Source organism: Stella humosa, assembly GCF_006738645.1.
In the GTDB taxonomy this organism is placed as follows: domain Bacteria; phylum Pseudomonadota; class Alphaproteobacteria; order ATCC43930; family Allostellaceae; genus Allostella; species Allostella humosa.
Map to the genome: position 1 here is coordinate 5190722 of NZ_AP019700.1, position 20506 is coordinate 5211227.

Annotated in this window: 24 protein-coding genes; 10 read left to right on the plus strand and 14 right to left on the minus strand. The window is 70.7% G+C overall.

The window, feature by feature from the left end; all coding sequences use genetic code 11:
* Positions 1-174 precede the first annotated feature (174 nt).
* Complete coding sequence (gene phbB, locus STVA_RS24340) at positions 175-900, plus strand: acetoacetyl-CoA reductase (protein WP_179955422.1); 726 nt, start codon at positions 175-177, stop codon at positions 898-900.
* 49 nt (positions 901-949) lie between these two features.
* Positions 950-1870, plus strand: coding sequence for an aromatic amino acid exporter YddG (gene yddG / locus STVA_RS24345; protein ID WP_123691158.1), 921 nt, complete (start codon positions 950-952; stop codon positions 1868-1870).
* An 18-nt stretch (positions 1871-1888) separates the two neighbouring features.
* Here the strand turns inward: yddG and STVA_RS24350 are convergent, their stop codons facing one another.
* From STVA_RS24350 to STVA_RS24365, 4 genes are all read right to left on the minus strand, one after another.
* Positions 1889-2422, minus strand: a complete 534-nt coding sequence (locus STVA_RS24350) for a cupin domain-containing protein (RefSeq protein ID WP_420822838.1) — start codon at positions 2420-2422, stop codon at positions 1889-1891.
* Complete coding sequence (locus tag STVA_RS24355) at positions 2329-2943, minus strand: glutathione S-transferase N-terminal domain-containing protein (protein ID WP_123691156.1); 615 nt, start codon at positions 2941-2943, stop codon at positions 2329-2331. The genes STVA_RS24350 and STVA_RS24355 overlap by 94 nt, the downstream gene beginning before the upstream one ends.
* A gap of 35 nt (positions 2944-2978) precedes the next feature.
* A complete protein-coding gene (gloB, locus tag STVA_RS24360) occupies positions 2979-3743 on the minus strand; it encodes a hydroxyacylglutathione hydrolase (protein ID WP_123691154.1) in 765 nt (254 codons plus the stop codon).
* A 213-nt stretch (positions 3744-3956) separates the two neighbouring features.
* Positions 3957-4247 (minus strand): hypothetical protein, encoded by a 291-nt coding sequence (locus tag STVA_RS24365; RefSeq protein ID WP_123691152.1) that lies wholly within the window; start codon positions 4245-4247, stop codon positions 3957-3959.
* A gap of 215 nt (positions 4248-4462) precedes the next feature.
* Between STVA_RS24365 and STVA_RS24370 the strand changes: the two genes are divergently transcribed.
* The 6 genes from STVA_RS24370 to STVA_RS24400 all read left to right on the plus strand — a co-directional run bounded on the left by STVA_RS24370 (position 4463) and on the right by STVA_RS24400 (position 9863).
* On the plus strand, positions 4463-4750 hold the full coding sequence (locus STVA_RS24370) for a hypothetical protein (RefSeq protein ID WP_142235875.1): 288 nt from the start codon (positions 4463-4465) through the stop codon (positions 4748-4750).
* A 16-nt stretch (positions 4751-4766) separates the two neighbouring features.
* On the plus strand, positions 4767-5537 hold the full coding sequence (locus STVA_RS24375) for a class I SAM-dependent methyltransferase (RefSeq protein WP_123691148.1): 771 nt from the start codon (positions 4767-4769) through the stop codon (positions 5535-5537).
* A 264-nt stretch (positions 5538-5801) separates the two neighbouring features.
* Complete coding sequence (pheA, locus tag STVA_RS24385) at positions 5802-6671, plus strand: chorismate mutase (protein ID WP_123691146.1); 870 nt, start codon at positions 5802-5804, stop codon at positions 6669-6671.
* Positions 6672-6704: 33 nt separating this feature from the next.
* A complete protein-coding gene (hisC, locus tag STVA_RS24390; protein WP_123691144.1) occupies positions 6705-7841 on the plus strand; it encodes a histidinol-phosphate transaminase in 1137 nt (378 codons plus the stop codon).
* A complete protein-coding gene (locus tag STVA_RS24395; RefSeq protein ID WP_123691142.1) occupies positions 7838-8722 on the plus strand; it encodes a prephenate/arogenate dehydrogenase family protein in 885 nt (294 codons plus the stop codon). Before hisC ends, STVA_RS24395 begins: the two co-directional genes overlap by 4 nt.
* A gap of 199 nt (positions 8723-8921) precedes the next feature.
* Positions 8922-9863: a prephenate/arogenate dehydrogenase family protein gene (locus tag STVA_RS24400; protein WP_123691140.1), complete on the plus strand. Its 942-nt coding sequence runs from the start codon at positions 8922-8924 to the stop codon at positions 9861-9863.
* Positions 9864-9974: 111 nt separating this feature from the next.
* On the opposite strand, the gene STVA_RS24405 is transcribed toward STVA_RS24400, so the two are convergent.
* The gene (locus tag STVA_RS24405; protein WP_123691138.1) at positions 9975-10271 is read right to left on the minus strand and encodes an HU family DNA-binding protein; all 297 of its coding nucleotides are present in this window, start codon (positions 10269-10271) and stop codon (positions 9975-9977) included.
* Positions 10272-10400: 129 nt separating this feature from the next.
* Positions 10401-11438, minus strand: coding sequence for a DUF2125 domain-containing protein (locus tag STVA_RS24410; RefSeq protein WP_123691136.1), 1038 nt, complete (start codon positions 11436-11438; stop codon positions 10401-10403).
* Between the two features lie 77 nt (positions 11439-11515).
* Between STVA_RS24410 and STVA_RS24415 the strand changes: the two genes are divergently transcribed.
* Both STVA_RS24415 and STVA_RS24420 read left to right on the plus strand, forming a co-directional pair.
* Positions 11516-12082, plus strand: coding sequence for a gamma-glutamylcyclotransferase (locus tag STVA_RS24415; RefSeq protein WP_245978354.1), 567 nt, complete (start codon positions 11516-11518; stop codon positions 12080-12082).
* A 12-nt stretch (positions 12083-12094) separates the two neighbouring features.
* Positions 12095-13219 (plus strand): alpha/beta hydrolase family protein, encoded by a 1125-nt coding sequence (locus STVA_RS24420; protein ID WP_123691134.1) that lies wholly within the window; start codon positions 12095-12097, stop codon positions 13217-13219.
* 21 nt (positions 13220-13240) lie between these two features.
* Here STVA_RS24420 and leuB read toward each other — a convergent pair whose 3' ends face one another.
* From leuB to ffh, 8 genes are all read right to left on the minus strand, one after another.
* A complete protein-coding gene (gene leuB / locus STVA_RS24425; protein ID WP_123691132.1) occupies positions 13241-14356 on the minus strand; it encodes a 3-isopropylmalate dehydrogenase in 1116 nt (371 codons plus the stop codon).
* A 97-nt stretch (positions 14357-14453) separates the two neighbouring features.
* Positions 14454-15074 carry a 3-isopropylmalate dehydratase small subunit gene (leuD, locus tag STVA_RS24430; protein ID WP_123691130.1) on the minus strand — a complete coding sequence of 207 codons (621 nt, stop codon included), beginning with the start codon at positions 15072-15074 and terminating at the stop codon, positions 14454-14456.
* 18 nt (positions 15075-15092) lie between these two features.
* Entirely contained in the window at positions 15093-16502 is a 1410-nt protein-coding gene (leuC, locus tag STVA_RS24435) for a 3-isopropylmalate dehydratase large subunit (RefSeq protein WP_123691128.1), read from the minus strand.
* Between the two features lie 79 nt (positions 16503-16581).
* Complete coding sequence (gene rplS, locus STVA_RS24440; protein ID WP_123691126.1) at positions 16582-17022, minus strand: 50S ribosomal protein L19; 441 nt, start codon at positions 17020-17022, stop codon at positions 16582-16584.
* Positions 17023-17037: 15 nt separating this feature from the next.
* Entirely contained in the window at positions 17038-17769 is a 732-nt protein-coding gene (gene trmD, locus STVA_RS24445) for a tRNA (guanosine(37)-N1)-methyltransferase TrmD (RefSeq protein ID WP_123691123.1), read from the minus strand.
* Positions 17766-18422: a ribosome maturation factor RimM gene (gene rimM, locus STVA_RS24450; RefSeq protein ID WP_197735947.1), complete on the minus strand. Its 657-nt coding sequence runs from the start codon at positions 18420-18422 to the stop codon at positions 17766-17768. The genes trmD and rimM overlap by 4 nt, the downstream gene beginning before the upstream one ends.
* A gap of 50 nt (positions 18423-18472) precedes the next feature.
* A complete protein-coding gene (gene rpsP / locus STVA_RS24455) occupies positions 18473-18808 on the minus strand; it encodes a 30S ribosomal protein S16 (protein WP_123691119.1) in 336 nt (111 codons plus the stop codon).
* Positions 18809-18871: 63 nt separating this feature from the next.
* Positions 18872-20269: a signal recognition particle protein gene (ffh, locus tag STVA_RS24460; RefSeq protein ID WP_123691117.1), complete on the minus strand. Its 1398-nt coding sequence runs from the start codon at positions 20267-20269 to the stop codon at positions 18872-18874.
* Positions 20270-20506 lie beyond the last annotated feature (237 nt).

Here is a 20506-nt window from a genome sequence, read left to right on the forward strand (position 1 = left end):
ATGCGCGGGCCGCCCCGAATGGGGCGGCCCGCCTCATTTCTGCCCGAGGCCCGGACTATCAAGCGCGCGAGGGCGCCTCGTCCGCACGGGACCGCTGGCGGCGGTCGCCGCCGCATGGTCTGATGCGTGCAAGTCGACGCCGCCCACGAGCGTCGCAGATCGGGAGGAGACATCATGGCAGGACGGGTAGCGCTAGTGACCGGCGGCACGCGCGGCATCGGCCGGGCGATCGCCGAGGCCCTGCAGAAGGCAGGCTACACGGTGGCCGCCAACTATGGCGGCAACGAAGAGATCGCGAAGGCCTTCACGGCCGAGACGGGGATTCCCGCCTACAAGTTCGACGTCGCCGACTTTGCCGCCTGCCAGGAAGGCATCGGCCGCGTCACGGCCGACCTGGGGCCGATCGAGGTCCTGGTGAACAATGCCGGCATCACGCGCGACACGACGATCCACCGCATGACGTTCGAGCAGTGGAACGCGGTCATCCAGACCAACCTCGCCTCCTGCTTCAACCTGAGCCGCCTCGTGATCGACGGCATGCGCGAGCGCAATTTCGGCCGCATCGTGAATATCGGCTCGATCAACGGGCAGGCCGGCCAGTATGGCCAGGTCAACTACGCCGCCGCCAAGTCCGGCATCCACGGCTTCACCAAGGCCCTGGCCCAGGAAGGTGCCGCCAAGGGCATCACCGTTAACGCCATCGCGCCCGGCTACATCGACACCGAGATGGTGCGCGCGGTGCCCCCCAACGTGCTGGAGAAGATCGTCGCCCGCGTGCCGGTAGGCCGGCTCGGCCGGGCCGACGAGATCGCCCGCGGGGTGCTGTTCCTGGTCGCCGACGATGCCGGCTTCATCACCGGATCGACGCTGTCGATCAACGGCGGCCAGCACATGTACTGACCGGCCACCGGCCCCATCCGGGCCGGCGGATTGCGGAGGTGGAGCGGGGATGATCGTCCTGTCGAGCGGGCGGGCGACGGCGCTGGGCGCCCTCGCCATCCTGCTGTGGTCGACGCTGGCGTTGCTGACGACCATGGCCGGCCCCGTTCCACCCTTCCTCATGGTCGCCCTGACCTTCGCCATCGCCTTCGTGGCCGCGCTCTGCCTGTGGGTTGCGCGCGGCGGCGGTATCCGGCGCCGACTCACCTGGCCGCTGCCGGTCTGGGGCCTGGGCGTCGGCGGCCTGTTCGGCTTCCACCTGCTCTATTTCGTGGCGTTGGGCAACGCGCCCCCGCTGGAAGCCAACCTCGTCAACTATCTATGGCCGCTGCTGATCGTGGTCTTCTCGGCCCTGCTGCCGGGCGAGCGGCTGCGTTGGTGGCATGTCGCGGGCGCCCTGCTGGGACTGGCCGGGGCGGGGCTGCTGGTGACCGACGGCGGGCGCGTCGCCTTCCGCGCCGAGCACGCGCCGGGCTATCTGGCAGCGTTGGGCTCTGCCGTCGTCTGGGCTGCCTACTCGGTCACCAGCCGGCGCTTCGGCCAGGTATCCAGCGACGCCATCGGCGGCTTCTGCGGGGCGACCGCCGTGCTGGCATTCCTCTGCCACCTCGCCTGGGAGCCCTGGGCGCCGCCTCAGGGCACGCAATGGCTGGCCGTACTGGCGCTGGGCCTGGGGCCGATGGGGCTGGCCTTCTTCGTCTGGGACGTGGGCGTGAAGCAGGGCGACATCCGCCTGCTGGGGGCGCTGGCCTATCTGGCGCCGCTACTGTCGACCTTGGTGCTGATCGCCTCCGGCCGGGCCGAAGCGTCCTCGACCGTGGCGCTCGCCTGCCTGCTGATCACCGGCGGGGCGGCGCTGGCCGCCCGCGAGCGCCTGCGCCGCCGTCCGCCCGCCGCCATCCACGCCAGCGCGCCCACCCCCACCCGGTAGCGGACGGCCGCCGTCGCCTCAGCCCGGTTCCCAGCCCGCGGGCGCCAGTTCAAAGCCGGCGAACTCGAAGGCCGGTGCCACCGTGCAGCCGACCAGCGTCCAGGCGCCGAGACTCTCGGCCGCCTGCCAGGCCCCGGCCGGCACCAGGATCTGCGGCCGCTGCCCGGCCGCCAGGTCATTGCCCAGCACCGGGTCGCTGCGACCGTCGGCGCCCACGATGCCCAGGCGCAGCGGCGCCCCCGCATACCAGTGCCACATCTCGTCGGCATCGACGCGGTGCCAGTGCGAGCGCTCGCCCGCCCGCAGCAGGAAATAGATCGCCGTCATCGCCCCGCGCCCGCCCTCGGCCGGCGCGTGGCGATAGGTTTCGACGAAGCGCCCGCCCTCCGGGTGCGGGCGGAGGCCGAGGGCAGCGATGATCGCCTCGGCCTCCTCCGGCTTCGCCGGACGGTCCCCGCTCAGGTCGGGTCCTTCGGCATGGTCGACGCCATCGACGGGCGGGCGGCGAACTTCTCGTACCAGGCGGCCAGGGTCGGCCGGCCGCGGCGCCAGTCGTCGGCGGCAAAGCGGAAGTCGAGGTAGCCCAGCGTGCAGCCGATGGTGATGGTGCCGATCGTCACGGCGTCGCCCAGCCGGGCCGCCTCTGCCTCCAGCGCATCCAGCGCCTGCACGATCTTGCGCTGCTGGCCGGCCGACCAGTCGGCCCACTGCTTGTCCTGGGGACGGCTTAGCTCGTAGCGGATGAGGAGGGCGGCATCGAGGATGCCATCCGCCAGCGCCTGCTGCCGGAGCGCCGTCCAGCGCATCGGCCCCGGCGTCGGGAAGATGCGGGCACCCTCGTGGAGGGAATCGAGATATTCGCAGATGACCGGCGAATCGAAGAGGTGCTGGCCGTCGTCCGTGGTCAGGCTGGGCACCTTGCCGAGCGGGTTGTCGGCCGAGATCTCGGGGCTGGGCTTGGTTGGCGCGGCTGCCGTCGGAATCCGCTCGATGCGGCCGTCGAGCCCGGCCTCCAGGGCCAGCACCACGACCTTGCGGACATAGGGAGACGTCGCGGAATAGCGCAGCTTCATGTGCGGAACCTCGTCGGACGATGGGTGATGGCTGGTTAGAATGAGTCCTTGCGCCGCCGGACCTCGGCGAACACGGCGACCGGATCGCCGGGCTTGAGGCCCACCGCCGCCGCCAGGGCCGGTTCGTCGGCGCGCAGGAAGGGGTTGGTCGCGCGTTCCAGCGCGATCGTCGATGGCACAGTGGCCTCGCCGCGGGCACGCATCCGGTCGACCTCGGCCGCGCGCGCGACCAGGACCGGGTTGCCGCCGTCTACCGACAGGGCGAAACGGGCATTGGACTGGGTATATTCGTGCGCGCAGAAGACGCGCGTGTCGCCCGGCAACCCCTTCAGCTTGCCGAGCGAATGCCACATCTGCCCGGGCGTGCCCTCGAACAGGCGGCCGCAGCCCATGGCGAACAGGGTGTCACCGCAGAAGAGGGCCCCGTCGGCCGCGAACCAAAAGGCGATATGGCCGCGCGTGTGGCCCGGCACGTCGAATACCTGGGCCTCGCTGTCGCCGAAGCGATAGCGGTCGCCGTCGGCCACCGTCACGTCGATGCCGGGAATGCGCGCCTGGTCGGCCGCCGGGCCGACGATCGTGCAGCCATGGGCCGCCTTGAGCGCCAGGTTACCGCCGGTATGGTCGCCGTGATGGTGGGTGTTCAGGATATGCGTCAGCCGCCAGCCCCGGCGCGCCAGTTCCGCTTCCACGGGTGCTGCCACGGCCGGGTCGACGACGGCGGTCATGCCGGTCGCTTCGTCATGCGCCAGCCAGACATAGTTGTCCTGCAGCACCGGGATGCGGTGGATATCCAGCATGGTCGGCCCTGGGGAGTTACGGCAGGGAGTTACGGCGAGACGTCACCATATTCCCGTCCGGCCGTTTCCGCCAACCGCGATCGCCGGACATGACGAAGGCCGCGGATCGCTCCGCGGCCTTGGTCGGCTCTGTCGGTGGGGGCGGCCGGCCCGAGCGGCCGGGGGGAACCGCTCGGTGGCGAGGGGGGAGCGCCTGGTGCCGGCCGTAGAGCTTTAGCGGCCGAGCTTCTGGTCGGCGTCGACCGACTGGCCGAACTTGCCGTCATCGAGGTTGCGGCCGTACTTGCCCTCGTCCGTGTTGCGACCGTACTTGCCCTCGTCGGTGTTGCGACCGTACTTGCCGTCCTCGGTGTTGGCGGCGAACTTGGCGGCATCCAGTAGCTGGCCGTACTTGCCCTCGTCCTGGTTCATGCCGAACTTGCCGGCGTCGAGCGACAGGGGGGAAGCGACGGCGCCGAAGGCGATCAGGGAAGCGATGGCAGCGGCGGAAATGAGCTTGGTCATGGGGGGCTCCTGGGTATCTCTGGTGTTTTCCTGGGCGACCCGGTCCATCCCCGCGCCGTCCTCATGACCAGAAGGTAGTCCCCGACCGGGGCCCGGGCGAATCACGCTCGCTCACTCCACGGTGAGCGGCAGATGACCGTTTCGTGATCGCCTGCCATCGCAACGGGCAGGTGGATTTGTCGGAATGTCCCGCACCCCCGGCGCGTTCTCCCGATGTGACACATTCCTTCAGCCCATTTCTCGTCCTGGCCGTGCTCGCGGCCGCTCCCGCCATCCCCGCCCATGCCGAGGATCCGGGTGGCGGTGAATCGCGGCGGATCGTCGGCCGCCTCGAACTGCACCCGGACGGTCGCGTCGTGCGCCTGCCGCAGGCACGGGCAGCGGTCCCTTTGCAGCCCGATCCGGCCGCGGTGCCGCCGGTCACGCAGCGGCCTGCCCCGGACCCCAACGTCACGCCGGTCGGCCTGGCCCCCACCCGGCGCTTTCCCGCGACCGCCCCCTGACGTACATCTGGCGGCGATGCACGCCGATGTCGTCGACCTTCGCGACTTCTACCGCAGCCCGCTTGGCCAGGTGGCCCGGCGCATGGTCAACCGCCGCCTGCGCGAGATCTGGCCCACGGTAGCGGGCCTCAGCGTTCTGGGCCTGGGCTATGCCACCCCGTTCCTCGGCCGGCTGGCCGAGGAGGCCGAGCGGGTCGTCGTCTGCATGCCGGCCACCCAGGGCGTGCTGGCCTGGCCGCCCGATGCGCCCAACCGGGCCACCATCGGCGAGGAAGGCGAGCTGCCCTTCCCCGGCCAGTTCTTCGACCGCATCCTGATCGCCCACGCGCTCGAGGGCAGCGAGCAGGTGCGCCCGATGCTGCGCGAGGCGTGGCGCGTGCTGGCGGGCGGCGGGCGGCTGATCATCGTCGTGCCCAACCGCCGCGGCCTGTGGGCCCGGCGCGACATGACGCCGTTCGGCTATGGTCATCCCTATTCCGCGGGCCAGCTATCGCGCCTGCTGCGCGACTGCCTGTTCACGCCGGCCCAGACGACGCACGCGCTCTTCGTGCCGCCGTTCCGCTGGCGCGTGCTGCACCGGAGCGCGCTCGCCTGGGAACGCGCGGGCGAACGCTGGTTCCCGCGCTTCGCCGGGGTCGTCATCATCGAGGCGACCAAGCAGATCTATGCGGTACCGCCCGTGCGCGCCGCCGCGCGCAAGCGCGAGCGGCTGGCGGCCCCGGTGCCCATGCGGCCCATCGGCGCCCGGCGCAGCGACACGCCACCCGCCGAACCCGAGGCGCCCTGACCGGCTGGGAGCCCTGACCGGCTGGGCGCCCGTCGAGCAGGAAGGCATCGTGGCCCTTATGGCTGCGGATCTCGACGAAGACAGCATCGGCGGCAGCCGCATTCAAGGCATGGGCGATGTCCCGGCTCCCGGCGGTCGGGAATAGCCGGCAGCTCGGGTCGCGCCAGTGGAAACGGACCCAACAAATGTCACTGTTTTCTTTGCTTTCGCGATGGCCGCGGACTATCTGTAACGCCCTTTTTCGCCTTTCAGCGCCCTTGCCCGATGACTTCCGCGGCCGCCCCAAACCTCGACGACCTTCGCCGGCGCATCGACGCGATCGATGACGGTCTGCTCGACCTCATCCACCAGCGCGCGACCATCGTCGGCGCGGTCGCCGCCGCCAAGCGCGCCACCGGCAGCGCCGGCGCCTTCCGGCCCGGCCGCGAGGCGCAGGTCATGCGCCGGCTGGCTGCCCGCCACCATGGCCCGTTCGGCCTGGCCACCATGGTGCGGCTTTGGCGCGAGATCATGTGCGAGTTCACGCGCCTGCAGGGCCCGTTCGCGGTCGCCGTGCAGTTCGCCGACGGCCGGCCCGGCCTGTGGGACCTGGCGCGCGACCATTTCGGCGCCGAGACGCCGATGACGCCCCATGGCGACGCCCGTGCCGTCCTGGCCGCGGTCGATGGCGGCAGCGCCACCGTCGGCGTGCTGCCGACGCCCGCCGGTACGGCCGATGGCGCCTGGTGGCCGCAGTTGCGCGGGGCCGCCGCCGACCGGGCGCGGATCATCAGCCGCCTGCCCTTCGCCAGCCCCGGCAGTGCCCGCGGTGACGGGCTGGATGCCGTGGCCGTCGCCCGCCTGCCGAGCGAGCCGTCGGGAGACGATCGCAGCTTCCTGGCGCTCGACCTGGCGGCCCCCCTGCCCGACGCCGAGATATCCCGATTGGCCGCCGCCGCCGGCCTCTCGATCCATGCCCTGCCCGCTGTCATCGACGCGCCCGACGGCCCCGCCCGCCTGGCCGAGATCGACGGCTATGTCGGCGACGACGACCCGCGCCTGGGCCGGCTGCGCGAGGACGCCGGACAGCGCCTGCGCGGGCTGACCGTGCTGGGCGCCTATGCCATCCCGCTGTCGGAGAGCCGCGCCGGCTGAACCCCCGCGGCCGCCCGCGAACGAGGAAACCCGATGACCACCGAGCCGCCCACGACCGAAGCCAGCGACCTGCCGCTCGCCCTGGAGCCCAAGCCCGGCATCCTCGAGATCGCCCCCTATGTCGGCGGCGACCACAAGGCGCCCGGCGTCAACCGCGTCTTCCGGCTGGCCTCGAACGAGAACACGGTCGGCCCGAGCCCAAAGGCGAAGGCCGCCTATACGGCGGCCGCCGGCGAGATCCATCGCTACCCCGACGGCAATTCGGAGCGGCTGCGCCAGACCATCGGCCGGGTGAACCGGCTGGCCCCCGCGCGCCTGGTGTGCGGGGCGGGCTCGGACGAACTGCTGCAGCTCCTGACCAAGGCCTATGCCGGGGTCGGCGACGAGATCCTCTACAGCCAGTACGGCTTCATGATGTACCCGATCGCGGCCAAGTCGGTCGGTGCCGTGCCGGTGGCCGCGCCCGAGCAGGGGCTGCGGAGCGACGTCGACGCCCTGCTGGCCCATGTCACCCCGCGCACGCGCATCCTGTTCCTGGCCAACCCCAACAACCCGACCGGCAGCTACCTGACGCCGGCCGAGATGCGCCGGCTGCATGCCGGGCTGCCCGGCAACGTGTTGCTCGTCATCGACGCGGCCTATGCCGAGTATGTCGAGACCGGCGATTACGAGGCCGGCGTCGAGTTGGTCGATTCCGCCCAGAACGTGGTCATGGTCCGCACCTTCTCGAAGATCTATGCCCTGGCCGGCCTGCGGCTCGGCTGGATGTACGGCCCGCCGGCGGTGGTCGACGTGGTGAACCGCATCCGCGGGCCCTTCAACGTCACGCTCGCCACCCAGGAGGCCGGCGTCGCCGCGATGGAGGACGAGGCATTCGTCACCACCTCGCGCGCGACGGCGACGCGCTGGCGCACCTGGCTCTCCGACGAGCTGACCCGCCTGGGCCTCACGGTCTATCCCAGCGTCGCCAACTTCATCCTGGTGCGCTTCCCGACCGGGCCCGGCCGCGATGCCGCCGCCGCCCTGGCCTTCCTGAAGGAGCGCGGCGTGCTGGTGCGCGGCATGGCGGGCTACGGCCTGCCGGAATGCCTGCGCATCGGCATCGGCGTCGAGGATGAGATGCGGGCGGTGCAGGCCACCATCGCCGACTTCCTCGGCAGCCGGAGCTGACGCCCGTGACCTTCCGCCGCCTGGCCCTGATCGGGATCGGTCTGATCGGCTCCTCCCTGGCGCGCGCGGCGCGCGCCCAGGGGCTGGCCGAGGAGATCGTGTGCAGCACCAGGCGCGAGGCGACCCGCGACACGGCCCGGTCGCTCGGCATCGTCGACCATGCCTACGAGAACCCGGCCGAGGCCGCCGCCGGTGCCGACCTCGTCCTGCTCTGCACCCCTGTCGGCACCTATGCCGACCTGTCGGCCGCCATCGCACCCGTCCTGGCACCCGGCGCCATCCTGTCCGACGTCGGCTCGGTCAAACAGGCCGTCGTCCGCGACGTCGGCCCCAACGTGCCAGACGGCGTCCATTTCATCCCCGGCCACCCCATCGCCGGCACCGAGCATTCCGGGCCCGAGTCCGGCTTCGCCGAGCTCTTCCAGGGCCGCTGGTGCATCCTGACGCCACCGCCCGCCGCCGACCCGGCCGCCGTCGCCCGCCTGCGCGCCTTCTGGGAAAAGGTCGGCTCCCAGGTCGTCGAGATGGACCCGGCCCACCACGACAAGGTGCTGGCCATCACCTCGCACCTGCCCCACCTCATCGCCTACACCATCGTCGGCACCGCCACCGACCTGGAGGAGACGCTGCGCTCCGAGGTCATCAAGTACTCGGCCGGCGGCTTCCGCGACTTCACCCGCATCGCCGCGTCCGACCCCGTCATGTGGCGCGACATCTTCCTCGACAACCGCGAGGCCGTGCTCGAGATGCTGGGCCGCTTCTCCGAGGACCTGGCCTATCTCCAGCGCGCCATCCGCTGGGGCGAGGGCGACAAGCTGCACGAGCTCTTCACCCGCACCAGGGCCATCCGCCGCGGCATCATCGAGGCCAAGCAGGCCTGATTGACGCCGGAGCCGCCGCTGCCTATGGTCGCGGCCGTGAAGACGAACCTGCCCATAAGCGGCCTCTATTACGCGCCCTCCCATAGGGGCGGCGCGGGTTCGATCACGATCTGACGAAACCGAGCCGCCGCCACCCGGCGGCGCTTCGTTTCAGGATCTGGCCTCCGGGGGCTTTCTGGCCCAATTCCCGGAGACCGCCATGGACCACCCGCTTCCCATACGACCCGGCCACCGCCCGCCGTTCCGCCGCCTGGCCCTGATCGGGATCGGCCTGATCGGCTCGTCCCTGGCGCGCGCGGCCCGCGCCCAGGGGCTGGCCGAGGAGATCGTGTGCAGCACCAGGCGCGAGGCGACCCGCGACACGGCCCTGTCGCTCGGCATCGTCGACCATGCCTACGAGAACCCGGCCGAAGCCGCCGCCGGCGCCGACCTCGTCCTCCTCTGCACCCCCGTCGGCACCTATGCCGACCTGTCGGCCGCCATCGCGCCCGTCCTGGCACCCGGCGCCATCCTGTCCGACGTCGGCTCGGTCAAGCAGGCCGTCGTCCGCGACGTCGGCCCCAACGTGCCAGACGGCGTCCATTTCATCCCCGGCCACCCCATCGCCGGCACCGAGCATTCCGGGCCCGAGTCCGGCTTCGCCGAGCTCTTCCAGGGCCGCTGGTGCATCCTGACGCCACCGCCCGCCGCCGACCCGGCCGCCGTCGCCCGCCTGCGCGCCTTCTGGGAAAAGGTCGGCTCCCAGGTCGTCGAGATGGACCCGGCCCACCACGACAAGGTGCTGGCCATCACCTCGCACCTGCCCCACCTCATCGCCTACACCATCGTCGGCACCGCCACCGACCTCGAGGAGACGCTGCGCTCCGAGGTCATCAAGTACTCGGCCGGCGGCTTCCGCGACTTCACCCGCATCGCCGCGTCCGATCCCGTCATGTGGCGCGACATCTTCCTCGACAACCGCGAGGCCGTGCTCGAGATGCTGGGCCGCTTCTCCGAGGACCTGGCCTATCTCCAGCGCGCCATCCGCTGGGGCGAGGGCGACAAGCTGCACGAACTCTTCACCCGCACCAGGGCCATCCGCCGCGGCATCATCGAGGCCGAGCGCGGCATGACGCCGCCACCCGTACAGGCCGCCGCCTGATCGCATCGGACGCCGGATGGGACCGGACAAAGAAAACGCCGCGCCATCCCTCCAGACGGCGCGGCGTTTCCGATCTCTTCCCCGGCGCGATCGCGCCGGGCAACAGCACGATCAGACCGCTTCCTTGAGATCCTTGGAAGCGCGGAAGGCGACCTTCTTGGACGCCTTGATCTCGATCGGCTCACCGGTGGCGGGGTTGCGGCCCATGCGAGCTTCACGCTTGCGGACCTGGAGAATGCCGAGGCCGGTCAACCGGACCTTGTCGCCCTTCTCCAGATGCTCGGTCACCAAGGCGACGAGATCCTCGAGCACGGCGGTCGCCAGCTTCTTGGGCATCTCATGCTTCTCGGCGAGGGTCGCCGCCAACTGGCGCAGCGACACCGTCGGAGTGGTCTCAGCAGCCGCCATGACGATTCTTGCTCCTCTGGTAACACTTGTGTTCGGCAGCCCCACGGGCTCGTGGCGCTGCTGGGCGCGAGCGATAGCAACATCGGTCGAAACTTGCCACTGCTAAAAAGCCCGATTCCACGGGCTATCTCAGCGATCCGGCCATTCGATACGGGGCAACGACAGCAGGCGATAGGTGGTTCCGCCGACCGGGCCCGCCTGGACGCGCCGGTCCTGGATCGAGAACTGCACCCGGAGCGCCGGGCGCTGCCCGTCGCCCGTGGGGGCCGCCATCGCCCCCAGCAGCGCGCGCATGCCGAACGCCTCCATCCGGCGCAGCGTTCCAGCGGCGACCAGCGCGTCCAGCACCGCCTCGTGGCCAGTGAGGCTGGCCGTCCCCGCCAGCAGCGGCTGGAGCGCCGGATCCAGTGCCAGCGTCATCGCACCATCGGCCTGGACATCGCCCCAGGCCAGCGCGAAGCGTTCGACATCGACTGTTCCACCAGCATTGCGCCATGCCTCCAGGGCTGCCGCCGGCGGCAGGTTGGGGATGCGCTCGACCAGCCAGCCATCCACGGCCAGGCGGCTTATGTCCCGCCCCAGCAGGGGCTGCGGGCGGGCCGGCAGGCGGATCGCGTCGGCCGTCAAGGCCACCGCCAGGGCCCCGCGGCGCTGCGGGTCGCCCGCCAGGCGCAGCCGGACCGCGGCGATGGCCAGCGGATCGTCACCGCTGCCGGCAATGCCATGCGCGCCAATGACGAGTTCGCCCGCGGCCGCATCGACCCGCAGCCGACCGTCGACGCGCGCGACCGCGGCCGTCCACGGGCTGCCGCCGGCCGACAGTTCCAACCGGCTCGGCTGCGGCACGTCGATCGTCCATTCGCGCAGCGCCCAGGGCTGGGCGGTCAGCGTCAGCCGGTCGCCCGACCAACGCATGGCCGGCATGGCGGCGGCGCGATCGAAGACCGGCTGCGGCACCTCCAGCCGGAAGACGAGGGGGAAACCGGTGACGGCGACCGGGCCATGCCGGACGCGGACGCCATCGGCCGCCAGCGAGGCGGCCCAGGCGGGCACGCCGGCCGCGATGTCAGCCGCAACCCGGTGCCAGAACCAGGCATAGCCCGCACCAGCCAGCACCAGCAGGGCAAGGAGGACGGCCAGCGTCGCAGTACGAAAGGTTCGGACCATCCCCCGATATAACTATCGCCGGCGGGCAATGCGACCGCTTGCGGGATGCGGGCCAGCGGGTAAAGTCGCATTCGCTCATGATGTCCCTTCATCCCTGCGCCTCCGGCCACTTCTGGGTGTTCGGCTACGGCTCGCTGATCTGGAATCCCGGCTTCGAGCCGGTCGAGGTCCGCCCCGGCCGCCTCAACGGGTACCATCGGCGTTTCTGCATCTATTCGACCCAGTATCGCGGCACCGACGAACGGCCGGGCCTGGTGCTCGGCCTGGATCGCGGCGGGTCGTGCAAGGGGTTGGCCCTGCGCATTCCAATCGAGCAACTGGAGCCGGTGAAGGCCGCGCTGTGGGAGCGCGAGATGCTGAACAACGAGTACCATCCGCGCATCCTGCCGGTGCGCACGGCCGAGGGGCCGGTGCCGTGCCTGGCCTTCGTCGTCGACCGCCGGCACCGCTTCTACAGCGGCCGCCTGGCCGTGGCCGAGACGGCGGCCATCATCGCGGCTGCCCATGGCGATCGTGGCCCCTGCATCGAGTATCTCGACAATACCGTCCGCCACCTGGACGAGCTCGGCCTGCGCGACCCGTCGCTGACCCGGCTGCGCGACCAGGTGCAGCGGCTGCTGCCGCCCTGCCCGCCACCGCTCTGAGAGGCGCATGGGATGCCGTTGGTACGCTTGATCGGCATCGGCCGCCTGCTTCTGCTGCTGGCGCTGCTGTCGGCCCCACCCGCGGCCCAGGCAGGCAGCGAGCATGAGGGCCTGAGCGAAGGATCGCTGACCGTCCCTGTGGTGCTGCCGGACGGTTCCTCGGTCCGGCTGGCCGGATACCTGGCGCGGCCGCCAGGGCCGGGACCCTTCCCGATCGTCCTGCTGACCCACGGCACGCCGCGCGACCCCGCCGACCGGACCCGGACCCGGGCCGAGAGTGCCGGCCCGCAGGCGAGAGACTTTGCCCGGCGCGGCTGGGCCGCCCTGTCGATCGTGCGCCGCGGCTACGGCACGTCGGAGGGGGAATTCGTCGAGTCCGCCGGCAACTGCGGCAGCCGGGACTATGGCGCGGCCGGCCTGGCGGCGGCGGTCGATCTGCGCTTGGCGGCCGGCTGGCTCGCGGCCCAGCCCTGGGCGGACCCGCGCCGCCTGCTGCTGGTCGGCGTCTCCACCGGCGGCCTGACGGCGACGGCACTGGCATCCCAGCCGCCGACCGGCCTGGTGGGCGTCATCAACTTCGCCGGCGGGCGCGGCTCGCGCGGGCCGAACGACGTCTGCCAGCCGGACCGGCTGGTCGAGGCCTTTGCCCGCTACGGCCGCACCGCGCGGGCGCCAGGCCTGTGGATCTATGCCGAGAACGACCTCTATTTCGGCCCGGCCCTGTCGCGCGCCATGCTGGCGGCCTATCAAGGGGCGGGCGCGCCGGCCGAATTCCACCTGCTGCCGCCCTTCGGCGCCGACGGCCATTCGGTCTATGGGCGGGCGCCGGAACTGTGGTGGCCGCTGGTTGATGCTTTCCTGCGCCGGAGCCGCTTGCCGACCTGGTCGCCCACCGCCTTGTCGCCGGATGCATTGCCTGCCGTCACCGATCGCCTGCGAGCGGCGTTCGAACGCTATCTTGCGGGGGCGGGGGAGAAGGCCTTCGCCGCTTCCGCCACGGGTCGTTTCGGCTGGGCGACGGGGCGCGCCTCGACCGAGGCCGCGCGGGCGGCGGCGCTGGACTTCTGCCAGGGCAGTGCCGGCACCGAGGCCGGCTGCCGGCTCTACTTCGTCAACCTGGCGCCTGCCGCCCCATAGCCGGGGCGGCAGGCGGGCCGGTCAGCGGCCGAGACGGTCGAGCGCGTCCAGGATCGCGTCGCCCATCTGGCTGGTGGAGACCTTGGACGAGCCGGGCTCGGCGATGTCGGCCGTGCGCTTGCCCTCGGCCAGCACGCGCTCGATCGCCCGGTCGACGAGGTCGGCATCCTCGCCCAGGTCGAACGAGTAGCGCAGCATCATCGAATAGCTCATCAGCTCGGCCAACGGGTTGGCGATGCCCTTGCCGGCGATGTCGGGCGCCGAGCCGTGCACCGGCTCGTAGAGCGCGCGGCGGCGGCCCGTGGTCGGGTCGGTCGCCCCGAGCGAGGCCGACGGCAGCATGCCGAGCGAGCCCGTCAGCATCGCCGCGCAGTCGGACAGCATGTCGCCGAACAGGTTGTCGGTGACGATCACGTCGAACTGCTTGGGCCAGCGCACGAGCTGCATGGCGCAGTTGTCGGCATACATGTGGCCGAGCTCGACGTCCTTGTGCTTGGCCGCGTGCAGGGCCGTCACCGTCTGGCGCCACAGCACGCCCGTATGCATGACGTTGGCCTTCTCGACCGAGGTCACCTTGTTGCGGCGCTTGCGTGCCAGGTCGAAGGCGACGTCGGCCACGCGGTCGATCTCCGGCGTCGTATAGACCTGGGTGTCGAAGCCCTTCTTGGTGCCGTCCGGCAGCGTCTCGATGCCGCGCGGCTCGCCGAAATAGACCCCGCCCGTCAGCTCGCGGATGATCAGCAGGTCGAGGCCCTGGACGATCTCCGGCTTCAACGACGAGGCGCCGACCAGCGGGTCAAAGACCACCGCCGGGCGCAGGTTGGCGAACAGGTCCATCTCCTTGCGCAGGCGCAGCAGGCCGCGCTCGGGCTTCTTCTCGAACGGCAGGTCGTCCCACTTCGGGCCGCCGACCGAGCCGAACAGCACGGCGTCGGCATCCATGGCATCGGCCATGGTTTCGTCCGTCAGCGGCGTGCCGTGCTTGTCGAGCGCGGCACCGCCGCACAGGCCCTCGTTCAGGTCGAAGCCGACGGCGCGATGCTTGGCGAACCAGTCGACGACGCGGCGGACCTGGCCCATCACTTCGGGGCCGATGCCGTCGCCAGGCAGGACGAGAATCTTCTTGTTGGCAGCCATGGGCGTCCTCGTTTCACATCACGAGTGGAGGCAGAGATCGGCGGGGGAACGGGGCGGCCCCGAAGGGCGCCCCGCACCATGGGTCAGAGAGGGTCGGTCAGCGGGCCGCGGAATAGAGCCAGGGCTGGCTCGCCTGCTGCTGGCCTTCGTAGCTGTCAATCCGCTTGCCCTTCTCCATCGTCAGCCCGATGTCGTCGAGGCCGTTGAGCAGGCAATGCTTGCGGAAGGGATCGAGGTCGAAATGGATCACCTCGCCGTCCGGCCGGGTGATGGTCTGCGCTTCCAGGTCGACCGCGATCTTGGCGTTGGCGCCCTTGCGGGCATCCTCCATCAGCTGGTCGACCACCTGCTGCGGCAGGGCGATCGGCAGGATGCCGTTCTTGAAGCTGTTGTTGTAGAAGATGTCGGCGAAGCTGGGCGCGATGATGCAGCGAATGCCGAAATCGAGCAGCGCCCAGGGCGCATGCTCGCGGCTCGACCCGCAGCCGAAATTGTCGCCCGCGATCAGGATCTCCGCATTGCGGTACTGCGGCTGGTTCAGCACGAATTCCGGGATCTCGGTGCCGTCCGGGCGCCGCCGCAGCTCGTCGAAGAGCCCCTTGCCGAGGCCCTTGCGCTCGATCGTCTTCAGGAACTGCTTGGGGATGATCTTGTCGGTGTCGATGTTGATCATCGGCAGCGGTGCCGCGACACCGGTGAGCTGATTGAACTTCTGCATCGCCCTATCCTCCCCTTCTCAGGCCGCCAGTTCGCGCACGTCGGCCAGGTGGCCGGTGACGGCCGCTGCCGCCGCCATCGCCGGGCTGACCAGATGGGTGCGCCCGCCGCGGCCCTGCCGGCCCTCGAAGTTGCGGTTCGAGGTGGACGCGCAGCGCTCGCCCGGCTGCAGCTTGTCGGCGTTCATCGCCAGGCACATGGAGCAGCCCGGCTCGCGCCAGTCGAAGCCAGCCTCGATGAAGACCTGGTCCAGGCCCTCGGCCTCGGCCTGCTCCTTCACCAGCCCGGAGCCCGGCACCACCAGCGCGTGGACGCCGGCCGCCACCTTGCGGCCCTTGGCGATGGCGGCGGCCGCCCGCAGGTCCTCGATGCGGCCATTGGTGCACGAACCGATGAAGACCTTCTGCACCGCCACCTGGTTGAGCGGCATGCCCGCGGTCAGGCCCATATAGGCCAGCGCGCGCTCCATCGATTCGCGCTTGGCCTCGTCGGCGATCATGGCCGGGTCGGGCACGTTGGCGGTGATCGGCAGCACGTCCTCGGGGCTGGTGCCCCAGGTGACCTGCGGCACGATCTGGGCGGCATCGATGTGCACCACCTTGTCGTAGACCGCGCCTTCGTCGCTGGGCAGCGTCCGCCAATAGGCGACGGCCTGTTCCCAGGCGGCACCCTTGGGCGACATCGGCCGGCCGGCCAGGTAGGCGAAGGTGGTGTCGTCCGGCGCGATCAGGCCGGCACGCGCACCGCCCTCGATCGTCATGTTGCACACGGTCATGCGGCCTTCCATGGAAAGGTCGCGGATCGCCTTGCCGGCATACTCGATCACATGCCCGGTGCCGCCCGCCGTGCCGATCCGGCCGATGATCGCCAGCACGAGGTCCTTGCCGGTCACGCCCGGCGGCAGGTCGCCATCGACCTGCACCAGCATGTTCTTCGCCGGCCGCTGGATGATCGTCTGGGTCGCCAGCACATGCTCGACCTCGGACGTGCCGATGCCGAAGGCCAGCGCCCCGAACGCGCCATGGGTCGAGGTGTGGCTGTCGCCGCAGACGATCGTCGTGCCCGGCAGGGTGAAGCCCTGCTCCGGCCCGATGATGTGGACGATGCCCTGGCGCACGTCCTCGACCGGGAAGTAGGGCACGCCGAAGGCGGCCACGTTCTTCTCCAGCGTCTCCACCTGCAGCCGGGATTCCGGGTCGTCGATGCCGGCACTGCGGTTCAACGTCGGAATGTTGTGGTCGGCTACGGCGAGCGTGGCATCCGGGCGGCGCACCTTGCGGCCGGCCATGCGCAGGCCCTCGAAGGCCTGCGGGCTGGTCACTTCATGCACCAAGTGGCGGTCGACATAGAGGACGCAGGTGCCGTCCTCCTGGCGATCGACGACGTGGCTGTCCCAGATCTTGTCGAAGAGCGTGCGCGGCTTTGCCATGGCAGGGGCGATCCTCGGTATCTCCGGCGAAGACTGACCCCACGGATGCCGATGGCGAGTCCGCGGGGATGTCCTGGCCTTACTTCTTGGGTGCGGGCTTCCGGGCGCCGGCCTTCACGGGCACGGCGGTCTTCTTGATCACGGTCACGGCGTCGCCCGAATTGAAGCCCTTCTCGGCGATGCGCGCGGCCTTCCCGGTGCGACCACGGAGATAATAGAGCTTGGCGCGACGGACTTCACCGCGACGGATGACGTCGATGGCCGTGATGCGCGGCGAATGCAGCGGGAAGACGCGCTCCACGCCCTCGCCGTAGGAGATCTTGCGGACGGTGAAGCTGGAGTTCACGCCGGCATTCTTGCGGGCGATGCACACGCCCTCGAACGCCTGGACGCGCTCGCGCTCGCCCTCCACGACCTTGATGCTGACCCGCAGCGTATCGCCCGGGCCGAACATCGGCACGCCCCGCTCGGCCAGGAGCTTTTCGACCTGCTCGGCCTCGAACTTCTGAAGCACGTTCATCCTGTTACCCTTCCTTCACTGCCGGACGGCCTGGTGGCGGGCCCAGAGATCGGGACGTCGCTCGCGCGTCGTCTCCTCCGACTGGGCGCGCCGCCAGGCGCGAATATTCTCGTGGTGGCCGGAGGCAAGCACCTCCGGCACCTTGCGCCCCCGCCATTCCTGGGGGCGCGTGTAATGGGGGTACTCGAGCAACCCCCCTTCGAAACTCTCTTCCGCCAGGGTCTCGGCATCGCCCATGACGCCCGGCAGCAACCGAACGCAGGCGTCGATCAGGACGATGGCCGCCGGCTCGCCGCCCGACAGGACGTAGTCGCCGACGCTGACCTCCTCGACCTGCCACGCGTCTAGGACGCGCTGGTCGACCCCTTCGTAGCGGCCGCACAGCACCGTCACCTGCCGCTCCGCCGCCAGCGCCTGCACCCGGTCCTGGGTCAGCGGCCGGCCGCGCGGCGTCAGATAGATGAGCGGGCCGGCGCCGGCATGCTCGCGCTCCGGGCCGGGCGCGCCCATGACGGCGGCCAGCGCGGCGTCGATCACGTCCGGCCGCATTACCAGGCCAGGTCCGCCGCCGAACGCGGCATCGTCCACGGAACGGTGCTTATCACCCGCGAAATAGCGGATGTCCACCGCTTCCAGGGACCACAACCCGGCCGCCAGCGCCTTGCCGGCGAGCGAATGGCCGAGCGGCCCCGGGAACATTTCCGGGAACAGCGTCAGCACCCGCGCGGTCCAGCCGACGCCACTCATGGCCGGGCCTCCCGGTCGTCGCCCTGTACTTCGTCGCCCTGTACTTCGTCGCCCGGGACTTCGTCTTCCGCGTCCGCCAGGCGATCGTCCCGCCCGTCGCGCTCGTCCGGGCGCACCGGGTCGAGCAGGCCGGCCGGCGGATCGACGACGACGCGGCCACCGACCAGGTCGACCACGGGCACGATCGCGCGGGTGAACGGCACCAGCAGCGAGGGCCCCTGGGCCGGCCGCACTTCCAGCATGTCGCCGGCGCCATAGTTGGCGACCTCGAGCACGCGGCCGAGCGGCTGGCCCGCCACCGTCTCCACCGCCAGCCCGATCAGGTCGGCGTGGTAGAACTCTTCCTCGTCGGGTGCCGGCAGCGCCGAGCGCGGGACGAACAGCCGGGTGCCGCGCAGGGTCTCGGCCGCGTTGCGGTCGACGACCCCCTGGAACTGCACCACCACCGTGCCCTTGGCCTCGCCGACGACGCGCAGCTTCACCGGCCGCCCCGCCCCGTCGAGGAGCGGGTCGTACCGGCCGAAGCCGGCCGGATCGTCGGTGTAGCTCTTGATCCGCACGTTGCCGCGCACGCCATGAACGCCGACGACCTGGCCGACCAGCACCAGCGCGTCGCCGTCGCCAGCGGCGGCCTCCGCCCCGTTGCGTGTCATGGCCATCGGTCCGTCACCCGTCCTGGTCCGTTACCCGTTCCGGCGCCGGCTCAGGCGGCGTCCGCGGCGGCCTTGGCACGCTCCTGGGCCTTGGCCTTGGGGGCGCTCTGCTTGGGCGTCTCCTTGTGGACGACCGGCGCGCGCAGGCCGCGATCGGCCAGGAAGCGGGCGACGCGGTCGGTCGGCTGGGCGCCGAACTTCAGCCAGTGGGTGGCGCGCTCGTCGTTCAGGGTGATGCGGTCGGCATGGTCGCGCGCCAGCATCGGGTTGTAGGTGCCGAGCTTCTCGAGGAAGCGGCCGTCGCGCGGGTTGCGCGAGTCGGTGACGACGATCGAATAGAAGGGGCGCTTCTTGGCGCCGCCGCGGGCAAGCCGGATCTTCAGCATGGGTATTCGGTCTCCATTGGCCTTGATATCGGATCGAAGTTCAGTTGCTGCCCTCGGGCCGGATCAGCGCCGGCCGAACCGCGAGGGGTCGAATCCCTTTGGCATCATGCCGGGGCCAAGGCCCATGCCGGGCATGCCGCCCCGCATCATCCCCTTGGCGCCCAGCTTGCTCACCTGCTTCATCATGGTGCGCATCTGGTCGTACTGCTTCAGCAGGCGGTTGACGTCCTGGACGGAGCAGCCGGACCCGCTAGCGATGCGCTGCTTGCGCGACGCCTTGATCACTTCCGGCTTCTTCCGCTCCCCGCGCGTCATCGACAGGATGATGGCTTCCTGCTTCTTCAGCGCGGATTCGTCGATATTCGCCTCGGCCATCTGCTTCTTGATCTTGCCGACGCCGGGCAGCAGGCCCATCAGGCCCGACATGCCGCCCATCTTCTTCAGCTGGCGCAGCTGCGACAGCAGGTCGTCGAGGTCGAACTCGCCCTTCTGGACCTTGGCGGCCAGGCGCTCGGCCTCGTCCTTCTCGATCGTCTCGGTCGCCCGCTCCACGAGGCTGACAACGTCGCCCATGCCGAGGATGCGGCCGGCGATGCGCTCGGGATGGAAGGGCTCGATCGCGTCCAGCTTCTCGCCGGTGCCGATCAGCTTGATCGGCTGCCCGGTGACGGCGCGCATGGACAAGGCAGCGCCGCCGCGGGCGTCGCCGTCGACCCGGGTCAGCACGATGCCGGTGATGCCGATCTGCTCGGCGAAGCTCTTGCCGACATTGACCGCGTCCTGGCCGGTCATGGCGTCGACGACCAGCAGCGTCTCGGTCGGCTTGGTCGCGTCGCGCACTGCCGCGACCTCGGCCATCAGGGCCTGGTCGATGTGCAGGCGCCCGGCCGTGTCGAGCATCAGCACGTCGTAGCCTTCCAGGCGCGCCGTCTGCAGCGCGCGCCGGGCGATCGCCAGCGGCGGCTCGCCGGTCACGATCGGCAGCGTCGGCACCGATGCCTGCTCGCCCAGCACCGCCAGCTGCCGCTGGGCGGCCGGCCGGGCGACGTCGAGCGAGGCCATCAGCACGCGCTTGCGCTCGCGGGTCTTGAGGCGCAGGGCGATCTTGCCCGTTGTCGTCGTCTTGCCCGAGCCCTGGAGGCCCACCATCAACACGACGACGGGGGCGGCCGCCTCGAGATTGATCTCGACCGAGGCCGTGCCCAGCATCTCGACCAGATGGTCGTGGACGATCTTGACGACCATCTGGCCCGGCGTGACCGAACGCACGACCTCCTGGCCGACCGCCTTCTCGCGCACCTTCTCGATGAAGTCGCGCACCACCGGCAGGGCGACGTCGGCCTCCAGCAAGGCGACGCGGATCTCGCGCAGCGCCTCGCCGACATCGGACTCCGACAGGGCCCCGCGCCGCTTCAAGCGGTCGAAGACACTGCCGAGGCGCGTCGTCAGGCTTTCGAACATGCACTCACCCTGCCAGTTCCCCTAAGGCCCGCCCCCAGGAGGAGGCGCGCCCAAACGAAAGCGGGCCGGCGCGCGACACTCGCGGACCGGCCGGCCCCCTCGGGGGCTTTGGTTTTCTCGGAAGTTCGAGAACGGGGCAGTGTCTAGTCGCAGTGGCCGCGAAGGTCAAGCGAGGCGCAACTCTCGCATCCCAACATCGGCCAACAGATCGGCCAATTCTGTTGCGATCTGCTGATT